At 51.9% G+C, this 20,999-nt stretch carries 15 protein-coding genes; 4 read left to right on the top strand and 11 right to left on the bottom strand.

Features of this window, described 5'->3' with window-relative positions:
* Positions 1-121: 121 nt before the first annotated feature.
* The 6 genes from E2566_RS03920 to E2566_RS03900 form a co-directional block, all read right to left on the bottom strand.
* Complete coding sequence (locus tag E2566_RS03920) at positions 122-1,132, bottom strand: AI-2E family transporter (protein WP_107170378.1); 1,011 nt, start codon at positions 1,130-1,132, stop codon at positions 122-124.
* A 182-nt stretch (positions 1,133-1,314) separates the two neighbouring features.
* Positions 1,315-2,262, bottom strand: coding sequence for a FecR domain-containing protein (locus tag E2566_RS03915; protein WP_107170379.1), 948 nt, complete (start codon positions 2,260-2,262; stop codon positions 1,315-1,317).
* Positions 2,259-2,783: a sigma-70 family RNA polymerase sigma factor gene (locus E2566_RS03910; protein ID WP_107170380.1), complete on the bottom strand. Its 525-nt coding sequence runs from the start codon at positions 2,781-2,783 to the stop codon at positions 2,259-2,261. Before E2566_RS03910 ends, E2566_RS03915 begins: the two co-directional genes overlap by 4 nt.
* 173 nt (positions 2,784-2,956) lie before the next feature.
* The gene (locus E2566_RS21770) at positions 2,957-3,982 is read right to left on the bottom strand and encodes a TonB-dependent siderophore receptor (RefSeq protein WP_244861214.1); all 1,026 of its coding nucleotides are present in this window, start codon (positions 3,980-3,982) and stop codon (positions 2,957-2,959) included.
* A gap of 27 nt (positions 3,983-4,009) precedes the next feature.
* Positions 4,010-5,341, bottom strand: a complete 1,332-nt coding sequence (locus tag E2566_RS21765; RefSeq protein ID WP_240618655.1) for a TonB-dependent siderophore receptor — start codon at positions 5,339-5,341, stop codon at positions 4,010-4,012.
* Between the two features lie 740 nt (positions 5,342-6,081).
* A complete protein-coding gene (locus E2566_RS03900; protein ID WP_107170381.1) occupies positions 6,082-6,474 on the bottom strand; it encodes a transcriptional regulator in 393 nt (130 codons plus the stop codon).
* A 901-nt stretch (positions 6,475-7,375) separates the two neighbouring features.
* On the opposite strand from E2566_RS03900, the gene acs reads away from it, so the two are divergent.
* From acs to E2566_RS03880, 4 genes are all read left to right on the top strand, one after another.
* Positions 7,376-9,337, top strand: a complete 1,962-nt coding sequence (gene acs / locus E2566_RS03895; protein WP_107170382.1) for an acetate--CoA ligase — start codon at positions 7,376-7,378, stop codon at positions 9,335-9,337.
* Positions 9,338-9,461: 124 nt separating this feature from the next.
* Entirely contained in the window at positions 9,462-9,773 is a 312-nt protein-coding gene (locus E2566_RS03890; protein WP_107170383.1) for a DUF485 domain-containing protein, read from the top strand.
* Entirely contained in the window at positions 9,770-11,428 is a 1,659-nt protein-coding gene (gene actP, locus E2566_RS03885) for a cation/acetate symporter ActP (protein ID WP_107170384.1), read from the top strand. Before E2566_RS03890 ends, actP begins: the two co-directional genes overlap by 4 nt.
* A 253-nt stretch (positions 11,429-11,681) precedes the next feature.
* Positions 11,682-12,602: an Rpn family recombination-promoting nuclease/putative transposase gene (locus E2566_RS03880; RefSeq protein WP_107170385.1), complete on the top strand. Its 921-nt coding sequence runs from the start codon at positions 11,682-11,684 to the stop codon at positions 12,600-12,602.
* A gap of 276 nt (positions 12,603-12,878) precedes the next feature.
* On the opposite strand, the gene E2566_RS03875 is transcribed toward E2566_RS03880, so the two are convergent.
* The 5 genes from E2566_RS03875 to E2566_RS03855 form a co-directional block, all read right to left on the bottom strand.
* Positions 12,879-14,594 (bottom strand): polysaccharide lyase family protein, encoded by a 1,716-nt coding sequence (locus E2566_RS03875; protein ID WP_205942446.1) that lies wholly within the window; start codon positions 14,592-14,594, stop codon positions 12,879-12,881.
* 329 nt (positions 14,595-14,923) lie between these two features.
* Positions 14,924-17,053, bottom strand: a complete 2,130-nt coding sequence (locus E2566_RS03870) for a site-2 protease family protein (protein WP_107167816.1) — start codon at positions 17,051-17,053, stop codon at positions 14,924-14,926.
* Positions 17,054-17,055: 2 nt separating this feature from the next.
* Complete coding sequence (locus E2566_RS03865) at positions 17,056-18,414, bottom strand: efflux RND transporter periplasmic adaptor subunit (RefSeq protein WP_107167817.1); 1,359 nt, start codon at positions 18,412-18,414, stop codon at positions 17,056-17,058.
* Entirely contained in the window at positions 18,411-19,166 is a 756-nt protein-coding gene (locus tag E2566_RS03860) for an efflux RND transporter periplasmic adaptor subunit (RefSeq protein WP_107167818.1), read from the bottom strand. Before E2566_RS03860 ends, E2566_RS03865 begins: the two co-directional genes overlap by 4 nt.
* Complete coding sequence (locus E2566_RS03855) at positions 19,166-20,968, bottom strand: TolC family protein (protein ID WP_107167819.1); 1,803 nt, start codon at positions 20,966-20,968, stop codon at positions 19,166-19,168. Before E2566_RS03855 ends, E2566_RS03860 begins: the two co-directional genes overlap by 1 nt.
* Positions 20,969-20,999: the final 31 nt, after the last annotated feature.

The following is a 20,999-nucleotide window of genomic DNA, read 5'->3' as shown; positions in this document are numbered from 1 at the left end:
AGACGTTTATTGAAAACCATCAGCCCAATCTCGTATTGGGCTGATTTATTTTGGCTTTTTGACTCGCAGAGCAAGCAAGATATGGCAGGCGATCGCGTCAATCACCAGCCAGAGTGCAGGATTAAATCAGTGACGCTTCTTTCAACTCACTTTTCAGGTAGGCGTAGTATATCGGCGCGGCAATCACACCGGACAGACCAAATGCCGCTTCAAACACCAGCATCGCCAGTAGGATTTCCCACGCGTGTGCCTTGATCCTCGTCCCGACTATTTGTGCATTCAGGAAATACTCAAGCTTGTGAATCAGCATTAAATACACCAGCGCAACCAACGCTATCGGCAACGAAAGGGATAAACCAGAAAGAAAAACGATCGAATTAGAGATCAGGTTACCGATAACCGGTAGCAGGCCAAAAACAAAGGTGAGCACCACCAGCGTTTTGGCAAACGGCAGATGAATACCGCACAGCGGCAGAGCGCCAAGAATAAAAATGGCGGACAGTACCGTGTTAACCGCAGAAATTTTTACCTGAGCGAAAACAATGTTGCGAAACGATGCCGACAGCAGTGAAACACGGCGCAGCAACTCCGCTTTTAGCAGTGGCTTTTCCGTATCCTGATCGACGTTATAAAGCGAGACAATCGCGCCAAGCACCATACCGATGAGCATCGTCACAAACCCATGCAGGAAGCTTTTCCCCATGTTCTGCAACATCACAATGTGTGCCTGAACCCATTGCAGCAACTCATGCTGAAGCTCTTCAATACTGACCGGCAAATATCCCGGTAAGTAGTGAACAATCTGCTGCTGGATATCATTAAGGATATAGCCAATACGCACGTTGAACGCCGCGGTATCCTTCATTTCCTGCATCAACAACCCGACCAGACTGCCAAACAATAAGCTCAGCAGGCTGACTACCAGCGTGCTGATTACTGCGACTACAATCCAACGGGCGCGTTTGCCGCTGATGACCCGTTGAAAATAGGGGGTCAGCAAATTGACAATTTCATACACCAAAAAGCCAGCAATGAAACAGGCCAGCAAGCGTAAAGGCAGCAATATAAACAGGCCACCCATGATAAAGAAAAAGCTCAGCAGGCGAGCTTGTTTCAGGTTCAGTAACTGCATGATGACATCCTGTATGAAGAGGCAACGCCGAGAATACCCTTTGTGGAGTATGCTACGCCTTTTTCAGCATCAACAGATTGATATATATGCGCTAGATTTGTGTCTACTCTGCGAGTGATAACCAACCAGATAACAAACGAGGCGTATTTTTGGTGTTTTATCAGCGAAATGCCAGCAGTGTTTTAGCTCGGGCGGATATCAATCCACCAGGAAAAACGCCTTGTCACCTTCACGGGTAACGTCCGTGTCAGTGCATCAAGCAAGCGCTCGGTCTCTTGTAGTGGAAAAACGCCCGAAATTCGTAGATTCACAACAGCAGAATCAACATGAAAATACCCATTGTGATAACGGGAAATTTCATTGATGAACTGCCCTAGCGGCATGCTGTCCGCCACCAGTTGCCCTTTGCGCCAGCTCTGGCGGAAACTCTCAACGGGTGCAGGTTCGCTGCACCTGTCACGGGTAAAAATAACCTGCTGCCCAGCGACTACGCGCTGCGCGGCAGGCACTGCCGTTTGTAGCAAAACCTCACCGCGAAAAACAGAGAGCACGCTGTGGGCGGACGTATAGCGTAGTGCCAATTGGCAGGCGTGCGCCGCAGCAGCGAGATCGCCATGTGGCGTGGTCAACCTGACTGCATGGGCCGTTTGGTTATCCAGCATCAGCTCACCTTTGATCAATTGAAACGTCAGCGGCTGAGACAACGCGGGGTTACCCTGTTGATTCAATGACGAATCCGTATTGAGCCAGAGGGTCATGCCCTTTTCGATGCTAAGTTCACGGGTTTCTCCCGTACCGGTACGGTAATCCGCAGCATAGCTTTCCCACGGCAGACTAAAGCCTACGCCACCGGTGAGACTAGCAATCACCAACAACTTGAGCATACGCCGACGTTCTTCGCCGCGCTTACTCAGCACCGAGGAGGCTAATTGACTGTCTACCGCATGGAAACGGGCATGAATCTGTTCAACCTGCAGCCAGGCAAGACGATGGGAGTCATCTTGATGTAACCAACGCTGCCATGTCTGACGATCGTATTCAGAACAGTCTTCGTCATACAGCGTGGCATACCACTCTGCGGCAGCATAAAGAACGTCTTTCGGGATAGAGGAAGTGATAGAAGAAATCATAAGTCCTGACACAATAGACAATTCAGCATTGCCTGTGCCATATATTTTTTCACCATCCGCTCGGAAACGGCTAATTGTTCAGCCACCTGCCGATAGGTCAAACCGTCAAGATGCACCAGCAAAAATGCCTGACGTACTTTACCCGGTAACGTCGATAGCATCTGTTCTATAGCCAGCAACGCATCAACCACCATAGCCTGCTGTTCCAATGAGGGCGAAAAGGTAAATTCCTGCTCTGCCAGCACCTGAAGATAGGCATGCTCGATATCTTTACGTCGCCAGTGATTCACCATCAACCCATGAGCCACGGTCGTCAGCCAGGCGCGCGGTTCGCGGATGCGATCGGTCTGATGCTGGTAGATCAAACGTAGAAACGTATCCTGTGCCAAATCCGCAGCCTGCTGTGAACACCCCAAACGCCGACGCAACCATGCCTGCAACCAAGCATGGTGGTCATGATAAATTTGCTGAACGCTTAAAGTTTCAGGCTGATTCGGGCAGACAGCAGTGGGACTCTTCACGGTATTCGCTCAATGTGACAGCAATGAAATGATTTTCATTATCATTAACAGCAAAGTCAACGACTATTCACGCCGATCGTACCGATTACAGTAAAACGGAGGGGTTGCATGGCCTGTAATGCAAAAAAGAAAGAAGCCCGAAGGCTTCTTTCAGTCCTATTCGAAGCGGAAGATTACCAGCGATAGCTGACATTCGCGCTAACGTTACGGCCTTCGCCGTAGTAGCACCAAAAATCGCACGCACTGACATACTCACGGTTTGTCAGGTTGGTGGCATTAACCTGCAATCGCCAGTCTTTACTGAAATCATAGGCGATCATCGCATCCCATAACGTATAAGCTGGGACTTTCAAGTTCCGACTTTCAATTTTATCACCGAATGAACTCCCAACGTAACGTACGCCGCTCCCTACCGTCAGCCCTTCAAGTGGGCCAGAGAAAGCGTAGATTGCCCATGCAGAAGCGCTATGTAACGGCAAACCTGCCAGACGTTTTCCCACTTCCTCCACGGTGCCAGACTGCGTTGTCTCAACTTTGTTGTACGTGTAGTTGGCTGTCACTGAAAGACCGGAATACACCTCGCCACTCAGTTCTAACTCAACACCACGAGAGCGTGCTTCACCCGCTTGCACCCGGCGAATAGGGTTATTGATATCTGTCGTCAGGATATTGACCTGATTCAGATTGAAAACGGCAGCTGAAGCATAGCCGTTAAACCCACTCGGGGTGTACTTAACGCCCACCTCAGTTTGCTTGCCCATCGTCGGTTTATATTGCCGTCCTGATGCATCGTAATCGGCGATAGGCAGGAAAGATTCCGCATAGCTGATATAAGGAGAAACTCCATTATCAAACAGATACATCACTCCCGCAGACTTCGTAAATTTGGAATCATCCGTCCGGGAATCAATCCCCATAATTTCATTTTGCGTGCGTGATTTTGACTGGTCGTAACGCCCTCCCAGCAAGAAGATCAACCGTTCATCATATTTGATCTGATTCTGGATATAGTAACCATTCTGATGGCGGTCGGAGCGATGGTAAGAGAGTTGATCGTCACGCAGCATATAGTTGCCATAGACTGGATTGAAAATATCAATCGGGTCGTTAATGAACCGATACTGTGCTGAATTATAAGGTGATAAATCAGCATCGTGACTTTGTGTATTGGCTCGACGATAGTCGAACCCGAGTAGCAGCGTGTTTTCAATATTTTCCCACTGCCATTAGCCAACGAGACGGTTATCGGTAGCCCAGTTTTGCGCAAAGCCGTCGCGGTAGGTCAGCCCACGGTCGGCACGGCGTTCATCTACCATACTTATTGCATAAGCATTACGCAGATCCAAATTCAGATAGGCATAGTTCAGGTTCTGGTGGAACGTCCAGGTGTCGTTCAGATGATGCGTAAACTCATAGCCTAAGTTGAACTGTCGGGTATCGTGGCGGTTCATACCCGGCTCGCCCAGCGACGTTTTATAGCCAACTTTGCCAAACGGCGTGCCATGTAATGTACCGTACGGCAGCTTAAAACCGTTGGTCGTGTCTGACTTCGTATCCATGTAGCTGGCTAACACCGTCAGTTCCGTATTTTCTCCAAGGAACGTAACGCTTGGCGCTAAATAGAAACGTTTGCTCTTCGAGAAATCCATCTCTCCTGAGGTATCACGTGCCAGCGCGACAACACGGTACAGCACCGAACCATCATCATTCAACGGACCTGCACTGTCGACGGCAAGATGGCGATAGTCGTTAGAGCCATATTCCAGCTCCACTTTTCCCTGCGGCAAACGCGTTGGTCGTTTAGTAATGACGTTAACCAGGCCACCCGGTGGGTTTTGCCCGTACAGAACAGAGGCGGGGCCTTTCAGCACTTCGATACGCTCGACGCCAAATGGCTCAATCTGCTGCCCATAGAACCCATCTTCATTCAGCGTAGCCAGGCCATTTTGGAACCGGGATTGATCGCTAAATCCACGAATAGTCACCCATTCGGCTTTATTATCCGGCCCATATGGCGTAGCCAGAATCCCGCTGCTGTAACGTAGCGCCTGATCGATTTTTTGTGCTCCGCGCTCTTCGATCTGTTTATCTGTCACAACCGCAACCGCACGCGGCGTCTCTGAAATAGGTACATCCAGCTTCATCGCGGTATTCGGTGGTGCAGTGACAACGATCCGATCGTTTTTAGCAGCAACAGGCGCTGAAACTGGCACTGGTTCACTCGCCGTACGCTGTACTAGCGTCACGCTGCCATCGGCACTGAACTGTGCATTTAAGCCACTGCTGCCAAGAATCTGCTGGAAACCTTGCTCAACGCTGTAGTTTCCCTGCAATCCCGCACCACGTTTACCTGCTACTAATGCAGGGTCGTAAGAAAGTAATACACCAGCCTGTTGTGCGAATTGATTGAGTACCTGATTAAGCGGACCTGATGACACCGCGTATGGTTGGACAGATGCAGCATAGACCACTGCCACTGGCAGCACTGAGGCAAACGATGCCCCAAGTACCCCGGCACGTAAAGTACGCGCCAACAGGTGGGTACGAAATTTGACCATTATTTATCCCCTATCGCATAAGAAACGCTTGTTTTCAGAAGCTATGCCAGTTGAGAGCGTAAAAAGGGGAACTAAAAATCGAAAAATAATTGAAATGATGCATTGTGAATAAAACACAACCATTACGGGAAACCTGTTGTCAATATTGGTAAACCATGCCAGAACCAGTAAAAAAATAGCATCATTCTTATCAACATGTACTGCATGGTCGGAAAGGCCATATTGGCTTAATGACATCAATAATTAGACGAGGGTCTACTTATTTCACTTACCGCGAATTCGGATTCAACAGGCTAAAAATAAAGAAATTTTTCAGAGCTTATTACTCGTATTTAATAAACAGCGATGCTTAAAGGAATAATTCGTGAGCAAACACAAGCAAAAGGGAATAGAGAAGAGAAGAATAGGATAAAATCGAAACGTTTCGCTGCTTATTTTAAAGAGGCATATTATATACAATAAAATAGTTAACTCTTTATTTTAACTTGTTTTTCACATCCCTGTGGCTAATGAAGTCGGTGTTTATTCTCCATTAAAGGAAAATGGGTACTGCTTTATCGTTCTACTGTCCGTAAACGAATGTGGTAAACAATCTAAGGCAATCGTTTGCTATTGATAAAACGCACCTATGCTAGCAATAATGGCGTTGTTAATAACAATAATTTTTCTTTTGCCATTATCTTGCACTGGAAAATGCGCGAGTCTACGCTTCCGGTCAGATAGTCTACGATTCTTCAAACTTATGAAGCCAAATTTGTTGAAGGCTCAACCGTCTCTTGGTTCAGGATTAGCAAAGAAAGTACCCGGTTTTCAACGTTCAGCTTAGAAAAAGACAGCGTACTGAGCTGCTTTTTCGTAAAGCCATCAGACAACAGATCCGACACCACGCGTGTACTCAACACGTTCGCATTCGTCATAAAGTCGTGATAGGCAAACTTCACATTGATAGGTAGCACATCATCAATTGAGACGGGCGTATTCATTTCAGCACGTAATCCAAAATGGGCGTTGAAGGCAGAATTTGCGCAGACGACTTTACATTTCTCGTCAATCACTGCCACAGCACGCCGATCATTCTGAACTGGTTGAGAAAGCATGCCTAAAATCTCATTCCGGCCAAATATCAGACTCATTGTTTCCTCTGCATCATGCTATGTAAAAAGATATCTCACAGCGCACCATGCCCTCACAGTGCACCATTGATAAGCAATCAACCTACCGGAATACAAAAGGTTTCCGGATTAATAGTGTTCTTCCCTACCCCAGGAAATCACCTGATGAAGAAGGTGAAATCACTAACCAGAACCCTTTACATGTTCTTAGGCTACCAAGGCTCAAACATCTGCCGCCTTACTCGACGTCAGTGATGTTGGGTATATCTATGTTATTTATTTTTGGAAACCGGATATTTCTGAATAAGACACAAAAATAACATTTCACTTTTCTTTGTTGTCAGCAACTTGCTGAGCGGCATCTTTACTCTTTTTAAGAAAGCCAGCATCTGTGCTATGCAACCACCTAGAGTGTAGATTATTCATACTTATCTGCCCGTTGATAATCAGATAAATCTATTTCATTAATAGCCTACATATAATTAACAAATAGAACAAAATATCAACATATGAAACACACTTGAGTGCGCTAAATAGCTGGCTCACGTAGAAATATACTCTGAACAGGATTTTTACTATCGGCTGAATAAGCGGGATCTTTATACCCTTTGATCGTAAAGGGCGATCAAAAACTTGATAACGATAGACATAATCTATTGAAAACAATGAATTGATCGTTAATGACATTATAACAGCATAGATAATTCTACTGACTTTCATATTGTGACATACATCACTTATCGCGTTTTGGCTACCCAAAAAAAGCAGCCTGTTTCCTGAACCAAAAGACTATCTTTTAAGTAACGCTTCATTGCTTTTCCTGCATTGCGTGATCAATCGCGCAAAAAAGAAACAAAGATAACGGGTTAACTACAATTAACCATTATTTGACATAGCATTAACATGTTTAAGGAGAAGCGCTATGACACAACATAATAAACACGCCATTCCCGCTACAATTGCGGAAAATGCACTGATAAATGCCCAGCAATACGAAAATATGTATCGGCTGTCCGTTGACGATCCCGTCACCTTTTGGGGTGAACAGGGAAAGATCGTCGATTGGATCAAACCCTATGAAACGATTAAGAACACCTCATTCGACCCTGGCCACATCCGTATCCGCTGGTTTGAAGACGGGACGCTTAATGTGGCAGCAAACTGCCTAGACCGTCATCTGGCAGAACGTGGCGATCAAACCGCCATTATCTGGGAAGGCGATGACGCAACAGAAAGTAAGAAAGTCACCTATCGAGAGCTGCACCAGTCTGTGTGCCGCTTCGCCAATGTGCTGAAGTCACAAGGCGTCAAGAAAGGCGATGTCGTTGCCATTTATATGCCGATGGTGCCGGAAGCAGCAGTAGCCATGCTGGCCTGTGCAAGAATCGGCGCGATTCACTCGGTGATCTTCGGGGGCTTCTCTCCCGAAGCGATTTCCGGGCGTATCATCGATTCCAACGCCAAACTGGTCATTACCGCTGATGAAGGCGTACGTGCCGGACGGGTGATTCCGCTGAAGAAGAATATTGATGAAGCGTTGAAGAATCCGAACGTCACCACCATTTCCAGCGTTATCGTTTTCCGTCGTACGGGAAAGGGCGGTGAATGGAAAGATGGGCGCGATCTGTGGTGGCACGACCTGGTTGAAAAAGCAGACGACCATTGCCCACCAGAAGAGATGAATGCGGAAGATCCCCTCTTTATCCTTTATACATCAGGGTCGACCGGTAAACCCAAAGGCGTACTGCACACCACTGGCGGCTATCTGGTTTATGCCGCGCTGACCTTCAAGTATGTCTTCGACTACCATCATGGCGACATCTACTGGTGTACGGCGGATGTCGGTTGGGTCACGGGGCATAGCTACCTGCTTTATGGCCCGCTGGCATGCGGTGCGATTACGCTGATGTTTGAAGGCGTGCCAACCTGGCCAGATGCCAGCCGTATGGCACAAGTGGTCGATAAACATCAGGTCAACATCCTCTACACCGCGCCGACCGCAATCCGCGCACTCATGGCCGAAGGTGATAAAGCGATCGAGGGTACATCGCGTGAATCGCTCAGGATCATGGGTTCTGTCGGTGAGCCCATCAACCCGGAAGCCTGGGAGTGGTATTTCAACAAAATTGGCAATGGAAAATGCCCTATCGTCGATACCTGGTGGCAGACGGAAACGGGCGGCTTCATGATCACCCCGCTCCCCGGCGCGATCGAGGCAAAAGCGGGCTCCGCGACACGTCCGTTCTTTGGTGTCCAGCCTGCGCTCGTCGACAACCTCGGCAACCCGCAGGCAGGCACCGCTGAAGGCAATCTGGTCATTGTGGATTCCTGGCCGGGTCAGGCACGAACCCTATTTGGCGATCACGACCGCTTTGAGCAAACCTACTTTTCCACCTTTAAAGGCATGTACTTCAGCGGAGACGGCGCACGTCGTGACGAGGATGGTTATTACTGGATCACGGGTCGCGTTGACGACGTGCTGAATGTTTCCGGGCACCGTCTGGGGACGGCGGAAATCGAATCTGCGCTCGTTGCCCACCCCAAGATTGCAGAAGCTGCCGTGGTAGGTATCCCGCACCATATGAAAGGTCAGGCCATTTACGCCTATATCACACTGAACCACGGCGAAGAGCCGTCCAGCGAGCTGTATACGGAAGTGCGCAACTGGGTGCGTAAGGAAATCGGTCCCATTGCCACGCCGGACATTCTACATTGGACAGATTCCTTACCCAAAACGCGATCCGGCAAAATCATGCGCCGTATTTTGCGTAAGATCGCCGCCGGTGACACCAGCAATCTGGGGGATACCTCAACGCTGGCCGATCCTGGCGTCGTCGAAAAACTGCTCGAAGAAAAGCATGCCATGAGTACCGCCTCTCAATAACTACCTGACCCACCGCTCTCTCCATTCCCGTAAGCCATGACGTGGCTTGCGGGGATGTGGCTGGCGCTAAATCAGGCGGTGACTCGCGGTAAGACCCAACCCTACAGATTACTGGAGACTTACGATGAATGATGCCATTTATCAACGGATTGAAAGTAACCCCTTATTCAGAGAACTGGTTAATAAGCGGCAGCGTTTCGCTGCTTTTCTCTCGCTGATCATGCTGGTGCTTTATGTCGGCTTTATTCTGCTCATTGCCTTTGCGCCCGGCTGGTTAGGAACACCGATCAGCCCTGGTTCCAGCATTACCCGCGGCATTCCGATTGGTGTGGGATTGATTGCGATTTCCTTCATTCTGACAGGCGTCTATGTGTATCGCGCTAACGGTGAATTTGATCGTCTGACCAAACAGTTACTGGATGAGGTAAAGCAATGAAAATACGCTTTATGATGCTGTTCGGGCTATTGACGCTGCCGGTGCTTGCGTGGGCGGCGGATGCACTCACGGGAGATGTACAGCGTCAACCGTTGAATATTCAGGCCATCGTGATGTTTCTGCTGTTCGTCGGCGGTACGTTGTATATCACCTACTGGGCATCGAAGAAAACCCGTTCACGTAGCGATTATTATACGGCTGGCGGCAACATTACCGGTTTCCAGAACGGGCTGGCGATTGCGGGCGACTACATGTCCGCTGCCTCCTTCCTCGGGATTTCTGCACTGGTCTATACCTCCGGCTACGACGGCCTGATCTACTCACTTGGCTTTTTAGTCGGTTGGCCAATTATCCTGTTTCTGATCGCAGAGCGGCTGCGCAACCTCGGCCGTTATACCTTTGCTGACGTCGCCTCCTATCGCTTGCAGCAGCGCCCAATCCGTAGCCTCTCGGCCTGCGGCTCGCTGGTGGTCGTGGCCCTGTACCTCATCGCACAGATGGTCGGTGCGGGGAAACTTATCGAACTGTTGTTCGGTCTCAACTACCATGTAGCCGTGGTACTGGTTGGTATTTTGATGGTGATGTACGTGATGTTTGGCGGCATGCTCGCCACCACATGGGTACAGATTATCAAAGCCGTCCTACTGCTATTCGGTGCCACTTTTATGGCCGTCATGGTCATGAAATCCGTCGGATTCAGCTTTGACGCACTATTCAAGCAGGCAATGGCGGTTCACCCAAAAGGTGCCTCGATCATGAGCCCCGGCGGACTGGTTTCTGACCCAATTTCCGCGCTCTCTCTCGGATTAGGTCTGATGTTCGGTACCGCCGGCTTGCCGCACATTTTGATGCGCTTCTTCACCGTCAGCGATGCCAAAGAAGCCCGGAAAAGTGTGTTTTACGCCACAGGGTTCATGGGCTATTTCTACTTCCTGACCTTCATCATCGGCTTCGGTGCCATCCTGTTGGTTAGTGCCAACCCTGCGTTTAAGGACGCGACGGGTGCACTTATTGGCGGGAATAACATGGCGGCCGTGCATCTGGCTGATGCGGTCGGCGGCGACTTCTTCCTCGGCTTTATCTCCGCCGTGGCCTTTGCCACCATTCTGGCCGTCGTCGCCGGGCTAACGCTGGCAGGCGCGTCTGCCGTCTCTCACGATCTTTATTCCAACGTGATTAAGAAAGGGAAAGCGACAGAACGTGATGAGCTGAAAGTCTCGAAAATCACCGTACTGGTGCTGGGTGTGGTGGCAATTTCGCTCGGTATCCTGTTTGAGAACCAGAATATCGCCTTCATGGTTGGGTTGGCCTTCTCTATCGCTGCCAGCTGTAACTTCCCGATCATTATCATTTCCATGTATTGGTCGAAGCTGACGACACGCGGTGCCATGATTGGCGGTTGGGCGGGTCTGTTAACGGCCGTCATTCTGATGATATTGGGGCCGACAATCTGGGTGAAAATTCTCGGCCACGCCACGCCGATTTATCCTTACGATTATCCAGCGCTCTTCTCCATGCTGGTCGCGTTTATCGGTATCTGGTTCTTCTCCATCACCGATCGCTCCGAAGCCGGACAGCAGGAACGCGCTCGCTTCCATGCACAGTTTGTCCGTTCACAAACTGGCGTCGGCGCTTCAAAAGGCAGTTCCCACTAATACCAGCCTCTCTGGCCCGCATTTCGCGGGCCAGTTCCTTTCAGAAACCCAACGCTTCGCGTTGTTGAAAATTGCTCCTGCGATTTTTTATCGTGGGCTATCCCTGCCCACGACCCTTCGGGCCAACGCTTTGCGTTGTTGAAAATCGCTCCTGCGATTTTTTGCGGGACGGATTCCCAATAATAACCTGCATACTTTTCCTCTCTGAACCATTCACTATGGTGTCAGCATACTCATCACAGGGAAGGATGCGATGCAGCCTCACGATGCCATTTTCAAGCAGTTCTTGAGCGATATTGATATCGCCAGAGATTTTCTTGCCGCTCACTTACCACCCGCTATTCAGCAGCAATGCGATTTCAGTACATTACAGTTGGAGTCAGCATCGTTTATCGAAAACACATTACGCTCACGTCTGTCAGACATGCTGTACTCGCTACAAACTCGCTCAGGCTCTGGATATATCTATTGCGTCATAGAGCATCAAAGCCGACCCGACAACCTAATGCCCTTCCGGTTATTACGCTATTGCCTTGATGCGATGCAGCAGCATTTATCACAAGGCCATCGGTCGTTACCCGTCGTCATTCCGCTCCTGTTCTATCACGGCAAACAGAGTCCTTACCCGTATAGCATGCAGTGGTTGGATCATTTCACCAATCCGGAACTGGCAGCACAGATTTACCATCATGCCTTTCCGCTGATAGACCTGACCGTTATTCCAGATGAAGAGATCAAAACGCACCGTCGTGCAGCACTGCTGGAACTTGTGCAAAAACATATTCGCACACGGGATATGCTGGAATTGGCACACGACATCGGGCTATTATTTGAACACTGGAACCTGTCTTTGCCACTGCGGCACGCATTATTACTGTACGTCGCGACAGTGGGCAATACCTCTGACATAGACAGGTTCATTGATTCAGTGGCTGAGCCCCTGTCAACGCATAAGGAGGAGACAATGACCATTGCACAACAATTACACCAAAGGGGATTTGAGCAGGGGATGCAGGCGGGGCTACAAGAAGGACTACAAGAAGGGATGAAATCTAGCGCGCTAAACATCGCCCGCCAGTTGCTGCAAAGCGGGATGGAACAGGAGTTAGTTCAGCGCGTCACACAATTGTCCGATGAAGAGATGGCGCAACTGCTTCGCTGTGAGCAAAAATAATTTTTTATCGTGGGCTATCCCTGCCCACGACCCTCCGGGCCAACGCTTCGCGTTGTTGAAAATTGCTCCTGCACTTTTTTATCGTGGGCTATCCCTGCCCACGACCCTCCGGGCCAACGCTTCGCGTTGTTGAAAATTGCTCCTGCACTTTTTTATCGTGGGCTATCCCTGCCCACGACCCTCCGGGCCAACGCTTCGCGTTGTTGAAAATTGCTCCTGCACTTTTTTATCGTGGGCTATCCCTGCCCACGACCCTTCACGTTATGGAAACCGCGTTTATTCCTCGCTTAACGTCACTACGTCATACATCACGCTGCCGCCTTTTAATTGCAGTGTGATGGTGTTGTTGCCATTTTTCAGGAAACGGGATGACACTGGGATACGGGCAATGTGATAGCGACCACTCTGTAGCGCACCGCGATAGATGGCTTTGTCATTGTCGTAAGTCAGCGTCTCCAGCGTTGTGCCGTTTACCATTACCGCCAGTTGCGGCGTGGACGGTTCGCTCATGCCGCTGTTGCTGGCTGCCGCCAGTGCGATGTTCAGGAAATAGGTTTTCTTCTCCGGCCGCAGAGCAAAACGGATATCCCATTTTCCCGGTTTGGTCTGTGCGTAATACCAGTCGCGCTGATAGTCGCTGCGGCCAATATCGAACGTCAGATTTGCCGGAACCTCATGCTGCCAGCGGGTATTGCGCGCCTCGTTACCAAAGCGAAATTCGCTCGCCAGCCGATTTGCCTGTCCAATCGCCCAAACCACCGGTTCAGCGTTCGGCAGCGTTATCACCGGCAACGCTTGCTTATCACCGGAAACGGACAGCGTTTGCTCTGCCAATACCCCTGGCTGAGTACCGCTATTGGCGTACACGGTTAGATGGTAATTGCCCGGACGGACATGAGGAATAGCAAAATGTCCCTGTGAGTCTGTCGTTGCCTGATACGAATAACCGCGGGTCTGCACATCAAACGGTTCATCCAATGATGATGAAAGCACGACGGTGACGGGCTGCTGGCTAGCAACGCGTCCGCTAACCTGCGTGCGTTCGAGCGCATAGCGAGAATCGTTCACCCATTGGTACGGCCAACTAACCGTTTCTGTCAGCGCCTGACGCTGTGCATCCGCTAGCATCTGCCTGGTATCGCCTTGGTTAATGTAGAGCAGCCACGGTCCGTAGAATTTTTTCCAGCCCGGCGGAGCTTTCATATCCGGCGTACCAAAGTGCGAACCCGTCATATAGTTCAGAATGATCGCATCCTGATGCACCAGCAAATCCTGCTTAAGCGCATCGCCGGAGAAATACTCCCGATTGCCGTGAATCAGCCATGCGCCTACGCCGTTACCGAAAACGCCCCAGAAAGGCGCTGCACGCATGTAGCCAGCGAAATCATATTTGGAATAGATACTGCCATCCGGCAGTCGCCAGGTTTCATCCTGCACCTTTGGTGAGGCCTCAAGCTGGCTATAAAGTAGCGGTTTGCCCTGACGAACGCCGCTGTAGAGGTGGTCTAACCGCGCAGGATCGAAGCGATAAACGTTACGCAGTTCACTGACGTTAACATTCTGACTTCCGCTATTTTCGGCCACCACATAGCTATAAAGCCCGCTAACGCCGCGCCGCATAATCAGGTGATATTCAAGTTTTAGCAGCCCGCCGCGATCGTCAATATAGGCCACATGCGCCATCTCACGATCGTTGCGCAGCACCTCTACGCGCTCGGGGACAAAATCTTTGACGCCTTTAACGTAATAGTCGAGGTAAGCACTACGGGTTTTGCTCGGGTCACGCGCCGCACCGGACAGGTTGATAACGATATTTTTACCCCCCGTCACCATGCTCACCGCGCTGCCATCCTCACCGAATGTGACTTTCAGCAAGCCATTATCCAACACGGTATTCAAGCCCGAAACGGATAACGACACGGCATTATCCTGTGCACTATAGCCATAGGGTGCCAGCATGGCTCCCACCAACAACAAGACAGATCGCTTCACAGTCAGCCCTCTTGTGTTCCATTGGTTAGACAAGAATTGTCATCTCAGTGTTTCAGGCTATTACCGCTTCAATATCGAGATACACGGGGCTACCACGGTGTGAGGTGTCCCTGCGGGAACCTCATCACCGTGTTTCCCCTAATATCCAACATGAGATATAGCCTGAGATACCTAAAAAATTTCTGCCATTTTAAATAGATAGGATAGAAACATCAGGAACAACATAATCGAGGCGTTAAGCGCCCTCCTTCACGCCACTGCCAGAAAAAATAACAATCTGGCAATAGCGGGAAGAAAGTCAGGATCGACATCGCAGAAATCAAAACTAATCAGAATGACAGCTCGCGGATCAGCACTGCGGATACCACTTTCCAGCCACGAACCAATAGGCTTTGTGCTTCACCGTCCATCACCACCGTGCCGCGCAGTACCTGCGGCTGAGTACGGTAATCGGCAGGCAGGCTGAGCAATACGCGATACACCGCCTGTTCAGGGTGCAGCTTACGCTGTGCATCACTCAGCGTGGCAATATCACCGCCATATACGGAGGCGAGTTCCGGTGCTGCATTCAGATCGCGGGTCGCCGTACTGGCGATTTCCACAATCGTGAGCGGCAACGATGAACGACTGACATCCTGTAAATAAAACGTGCCTTTTGCGCCAGTACTGAGCCGCTGCCAGTCTTTCTCCGACACGAAGGCTTCCACCAGTCCACCGGTTGGTTTGGTCACCACCGCCAGCCACTCGCCCTGCCCCAGCCATTCGCCCGCTTCCAGCGGTGTCGCCATATCTGCAACTACGCCGTCTATCGGCGCACGCACCGTCAACTGCTCAGACTGGCGCTGCAATACCTGCAACTTTTGCAGTGCGGCTTCATGCTCCTGCTTCACGCGTTGGTGATCGCCTGCGGCTTCCTTGTTGAAAACCTGAAAAGTGCTTTGCCAGTTCAATGTCGCAATCTGGCGTTCAAGCTGTTGCCGTTCATGCGCCAATGCGTCAGACGACAGCGTAAACAGCGTTTGCCCGGCGTGCACAGGCTGACCAACCTGCACCTCAATGCGCTGAATCATCGCAGGCACGGGCATGTACAGGCTGCTTTGCTGTTCCGCCCGCAGCAGCGCCGGTGCGTACACGCTGCGCTGCCAGGGAATCATCAGCAAGAGCAGAACCACGGCGCTCACCGCCAGCGTTGTCGTCATATTACGGTTCATACGGTAATCCTTACGGCGTTTACTCCACTCGCGTACTTCATTCACCACGGGCATCACCACGAAGTAGCCGATTTCAATCGCGAAAAGCAGCATCCCCAGCAGCTTGAACGCCATGTGATAAACCAGAATCGCGATACCGGTAAACAGAAAGAAACGGTATATCCACACCGCAAAGGCATAGCCCACCAGCGTGCGTTGTAGCCAACGGGGAAAGTGCTCCGGCGGCGCATCACCTAAGCCGAACAGCCATTCCCGCATCTTCCAGCGGCCAATAGCGAAGCCTCGGTTTTGCAGATTCGGCACCTGTAACCCATCAGAAAGCAGAAAATAACCGTCGAAGCGCATCAGCGGGCTGAGGTTAATCGCCAACGTCATGATCCAGGTGGTGGTCGCCAGCATAAATGCGGCGCTGCGCAGCATACCGTCCGGCAAGAAGCTCCATGCCAACGTTGCCCATGCCGCCAACGCCAGTTCGGTCATCATACCCGCTGCACCAATCGCCATCCGCTGTCGGCGGCGGGTAAGCTTCCACGAACCGGACGTATCGGTGTACAGCACTGGCATCATCACCAGAAACGCGACCCCCATGGTGGCAACCCGCGCACCAAAGCGCTTGCAGGTGTAGGCGTGACCGAGCTCATGCAAAATCTTGGTGACGCATAGCGTCAGTCCTGCCAGCGCCGCCCCTTCCAGCGTGAAGAAATGTAGAAAGGTATGTTTGAACGTTTCCCACTGGCGTCCGGCGAGGAATAACCCCAGCGCGGCCACCAGCAGCGTCAGTTTGAGAAAAGTACGACTGAAAAAGGGTTCGACCCACGGCAGCGTGGCACCCAGAAAGCGATCCGGGTGCCATAAAGGAATGCGGAAGAACAGATAATTCTTTAGCAGCTTGCGCCAAATCGAAACACGCGATTGTTCTACCTGACGAGCAAACTGCGCCAGCGCGTCATCGCCGGAAACACGCGTCAGACTGTTGGCCTGTAAGAAACGGTTGAAGTACTGCACATCGCTGTCATCAAGCGTCAACGCGGAAGTCTGGTTAATCTCGGCGACAATCTGCGCGGCGTTCCCCATCGACCAGCGCGATAGCATTGCCATTTCTGCCCAGCCGATACGAAAATAGAGGCCGCGCAGCGGATCTTCCAATGTCCAACTGGGCGAGCCGTCACGGTTAGCCGGTCCGGCGTGCAGGATCAGTTCATCGCGCAGCGGGCTAAGCCCAGCGGTAGGCATCACGCCTCCAGCCATCGTTACACGCCCAGCCAAACGCGCAAAGAGGCCAGCGGTTTACGCAGCAGGTAAACGAACAACACCGTACGTTTTCCGTATAGCTTAGCCGTCCCCTTCAGCCCTACGCGTAGCTGTGGATCATCCTGCGTAAAACGCGCACGCAGCCGATAGGCCATCACATTATCCGGCGTTGGCGCGGCACGATAGCCGATCTGTTCAAGCCGCGCTTCTTGTGCTGAATTCGGTGCCACATTGAGGAACAGGCGTACATCCGCACCGTTTTCCAGTGCAATCGCATCCGCCGCAGGCAATTGGATCTCCAGCTCCACATCGTGTGGATCGGCGATCATCATGATACGTTCGCCAACCGCTACCGAACGGCCAATCCAGTCACTGGCATCATCAAGAATCGCCACGCCGTCACGCGGGGAAACCAGCTGCATACGTTCCTGCTGACGTTGCAGAAAATCCATGTCGCTCTGCGCCTGCTCGCGGCGGCTTTGCAGCACGGCCAGACTGGCTTTGCTGTTGGCATCGAACAGCGCCTGTTGTTGTGCCTGACGGTACTGGGCATCAGCAGTCGCAAAAGCCTGCCGAGCCGATTCCAAACGATTTTCCAGTTCGCGCACGTCCAGCCGCACCAGCGGTTGGTTAGCGCTAACGGTTTGATTAGGGCGAACCAGAATATCATCCACCACGCCCGCTACAGGAGCGCGAACCATCACCGGACGATGTGCGACGATTTCCGCCGGAGCCAGCACCGACTGACGAACCGGGATCAATAAGATCAGCACTAGCACCACCACAGCAGCAACGATGAGACGGCGTTTTTTCGGACTGCTTTTGACCTGACGACGGCGCACTTTACACAAGCTTAACCATGCATGTGCGTAGGCGTCTGCCAGCTTTTCCAGCAGGATAATTTCGGCGGGCAACCACGCGCTGTCTCGTGCTAACACCAGCACTAACGGCGCATCACCTTGTGCCACGCGCAGTGGTAACCAGAGTAAAAATTCCGGCAGATGCTCCTGCCACAGTTGGCGATCGTCCGTGGGCAAATCCCGAAAACTGAGCGCCTGCGCTTGACGTCCTTCAGCCTGCCACTGCCGGCATAGGCGGCTAAATTCGGTGCAAAACGGCGCATTGTGATCGAGCGAGGCCAGCCCGGAAGCCGCCTGCAAGTGCTGTTTATCGCAGTCCCACAGCAGCGCCTGCCGATACTTCACTAAATTATGTGTCTCGTTGACGATGAAAAATGCCAGTTCATCCAGCGTTTCTCGCGCTCTGGCACGGCTTTGCAACTGTAACAGCTCGGCCAGCAGCGCCAGCCGGGTATCCTGTTCAGTTGATGCTGCTGCCGTCGAATGCCGCTCGGTCATGGGGTTACGCTACCTGCATCAGGCGGTACGATTTGTGCCACACCGCTCATACCCGGCAGCAATCCGGCGGTAGATTGTGTAATCCGGCCAAAGACCTTCACCGATTGGCTAACCGGGTCGATGGCTGACGAGAGGCGGCTGATTTCAGCCGGATAGCTCAGGCCGGTTTCATCCAATGTGACCTGAAAAGCACTACCCTGCTTTAACCACACTAGCCAGCGCGATGGCACGATCATTTCCAACTCGAACGCACTGTCATCATAGATCGCCAACAGTTCTTTGCCTTCCGGTACCGATTCCCAGCGCTTAACCTTGGTTTCTGTTACGCGACCAGAGAACGGCGCTTTAATGGCACAGCGTTGCAGCATCGCACGATTGACGCCGCTTTCCGCCTGCGCCATCGACACCGACGATCGCGCCTGATCGACATCCGACAGGCTGATCGAATTGAGTTTATCCAACCGATCGGCAATAGCCAGTTTCTTACGCGCGGCATTCTCTGCCGCATTTGAGTAGTTCAGTTTTTCACGCAGCACGGTGCAGTCAAACGTGAGCAGCGTATCCCCCTGTTTGAAGTGTTCACCTTCTTTCACGGCAATATCCGTCACTTTCCCGGCAATTTCGCTGGATAACACGGTATAGCGCTGCGCGCTAAGCTGCACGCGAATGTCTCCCTGCGTCGCAGCTTGCCCCCATAGGGGCAGACTTAACGCACTGACCAGTAACAGCGGACGCACCATGCCGACAGCCATTAACGCGAGCCTCCCGCCTGTAAGGATTGCAGGTTATCCCACATATCCGTATTCACCACGCGGTAAGGTTTCCCCGCGTTAGCCGCAGGCGTAACCGTCGTGGGCACGATAGGTTTTGTGACTGGCGCAGCGGTTGACGGTGCAGGCGCGGTAGAAATGGCTTTGGTGGAAGCCGTCGTGGTGGCTGGCACTGCCGGTGTTGACAGGGACAAACGCGGCACCGCAACGCCGCCTTTTTCAAGATTCCCCGTGGTGCGAGCGATCGAGTTGCTTAACGCCGCCAGACTGACATCGTTCACGTTATCCGGCAGCACGTCCAGACCTGCGGCCTGATAGACTGCACCCAATGCGTTCTGCACATCGGCAAAGCTGCGATCGCGTGCGCGCGTGGTCAGAATAGTTTCCGTGCTAACGCGCACCTGTTCCATCTGCGTCTCGGCACGATGCTGTACGCTAAGCGTGGTCTGGTTGAGGATACCGCGCTGAATCCGCGCCAGTTCCTGATAACGACCAAACATCCGCGTGCTCTGCTGATACTCCTGCCAGGCGACATTCACCTGCGTCAACACCGCCATACGCAGTGCCTGACGACGCACTTCTGCCAGATCTTCATTCGCCTGTCCGGCACGTTTCACCGATGACCACGACAACACGTTCAGCAGGTTACCGCTGACCTGAACGCCCGCGTTTGCCCACTGGTGATTGACCAAATAGCTGTTGCTGTCGCCGTTGATACCAGCAAACAATGACACGCCCGGCAGCAGACGCAGCAGCGATTTACGGGTTTCCAGTACGCTATTGCGTGCCAGATAGCTCTCTTCACGCACTTCCGGGCGTTTCACCATCGAGAAGTTTTCCAGATCGTCGAGCGAGTAGGCCATCTTTGGCGCAACCAGACTGCTTTCGCTCGGCACGACGACATCGTATTTGCTGGACGGCGGCAGGTTCATCAGCGCGGCCAGGCGGGATTTCGCCACCACCAGATCGCTGTCGACGATTTCCAACTGGCGCACCATCTCCAGCATATTTTTCTGGAAACGTAGCGCCTCGACCGGTGCCAGCAAACGCTGTTGTTCTGTCTGGCGTGCGTATTCCAGCGCCTGACGCGCCTGCGTCAGCGCAGTCGTCACTTCCGGCTGCAAACGCTGCGCCGTTGCCGCTTCCCAATAAGCGGTACGCACCTGACGGGTAATATCTGCCACTACGCGACGACGACGCTCTTCCGCCGCCAGCGATTTGTTCGCCTGTACTTTGGCGTTGAAATAGCTGATACCGAAGTCCAGCACGTTCCAGCTCATTGTCAGATCGGCGGTACGTTGGGTCTGATCCTGACTGGTAGACGCCTCCAGCGACTGCCGACCCGTTGTGACCGACTGACTGCTAGAACCGGCCACATTATCGCGCGTTTGCAGCCCGGCACGTGCGGTCAGTTTAGGTAATAGCATGTCCAGATTCTGCACACCTAACAGGTCATCTTCCATTGCCTGTTCCATCAGCGCGACCCGCTGTTGCAGGTTATATTTCAGCGCACGGGCAATCGCCTCATCCAGCGTAATCGTGCCGCGTACCGGCTCCTGATTAGCGAACATCTGCGTTCTGTCACTCAATGCCTGTGCAACCTGCTGTTCGACCGTAACAGGTTCTGGTTTGACGGCACAGCCGGCTAACCCCAGACAGGCGAGGGTTACCGCGATCCGTAACGCTCGGGAACCTGCGGTGCGTGGTGTAGCCTCGTGTTGAACATTCTGCTGCTGACTGTCGTGTTGCTGGCTATCCCAGAAATGCGCTATGTGCTGATTCACCCGGGTTCTCCCCATCTTCTATTTGTCTGTT

The sequence above is a fragment of the Pectobacterium punjabense genome, from assembly GCF_012427845.1.
GTDB classification, from domain to species: domain Bacteria; phylum Pseudomonadota; class Gammaproteobacteria; order Enterobacterales; family Enterobacteriaceae; genus Pectobacterium; species Pectobacterium punjabense.
Note: the sequence above shows the minus strand (reverse complement) of the source record. Positions and strands in the feature narration are given on the sequence as shown.

Excerpts from the sequence above, each read along its gene's own strand:
- E2566_RS03920 (WP_107170378.1), bottom strand. The coding sequence starts at position 1,132 with ATGCAGTTACTGAACCTGAAACAAGCTCGCCTGCTGAGCTTTTTCTTT.
- E2566_RS03915 (WP_107170379.1), bottom strand. The coding sequence starts at position 2,262 with ATGATTTCTTCTATCACTTCCTCTATCCCGAAAGACGTTCTTTATGCT.
- E2566_RS21765 (WP_240618655.1), bottom strand. The coding sequence starts at position 5,341 with ATGGTCAAATTTCGTACCCACCTGTTGGCGCGTACTTTACGTGCCGGG.
- E2566_RS03900 (WP_107170381.1), bottom strand. The coding sequence starts at position 6,474 with ATGAGTCTGATATTTGGCCGGAATGAGATTTTAGGCATGCTTTCTCAA.
- acs (WP_107170382.1), top strand. The coding sequence starts at position 7,376 with ATGACACAACATAATAAACACGCCATTCCCGCTACAATTGCGGAAAAT.
- E2566_RS03890 (WP_107170383.1), top strand. The coding sequence starts at position 9,462 with ATGAATGATGCCATTTATCAACGGATTGAAAGTAACCCCTTATTCAGA.
- actP (WP_107170384.1), top strand. The coding sequence starts at position 9,770 with ATGAAAATACGCTTTATGATGCTGTTCGGGCTATTGACGCTGCCGGTG.
- E2566_RS03880 (WP_107170385.1), top strand. The coding sequence starts at position 11,682 with ATGCAGCCTCACGATGCCATTTTCAAGCAGTTCTTGAGCGATATTGAT.
- E2566_RS03870 (WP_107167816.1), bottom strand. The coding sequence starts at position 17,053 with ATGGCTGGAGGCGTGATGCCTACCGCTGGGCTTAGCCCGCTGCGCGAT.
- E2566_RS03865 (WP_107167817.1), bottom strand. The coding sequence starts at position 18,414 with ATGACCGAGCGGCATTCGACGGCAGCAGCATCAACTGAACAGGATACC.
- E2566_RS03860 (WP_107167818.1), bottom strand. The coding sequence starts at position 19,166 with ATGGCTGTCGGCATGGTGCGTCCGCTGTTACTGGTCAGTGCGTTAAGT.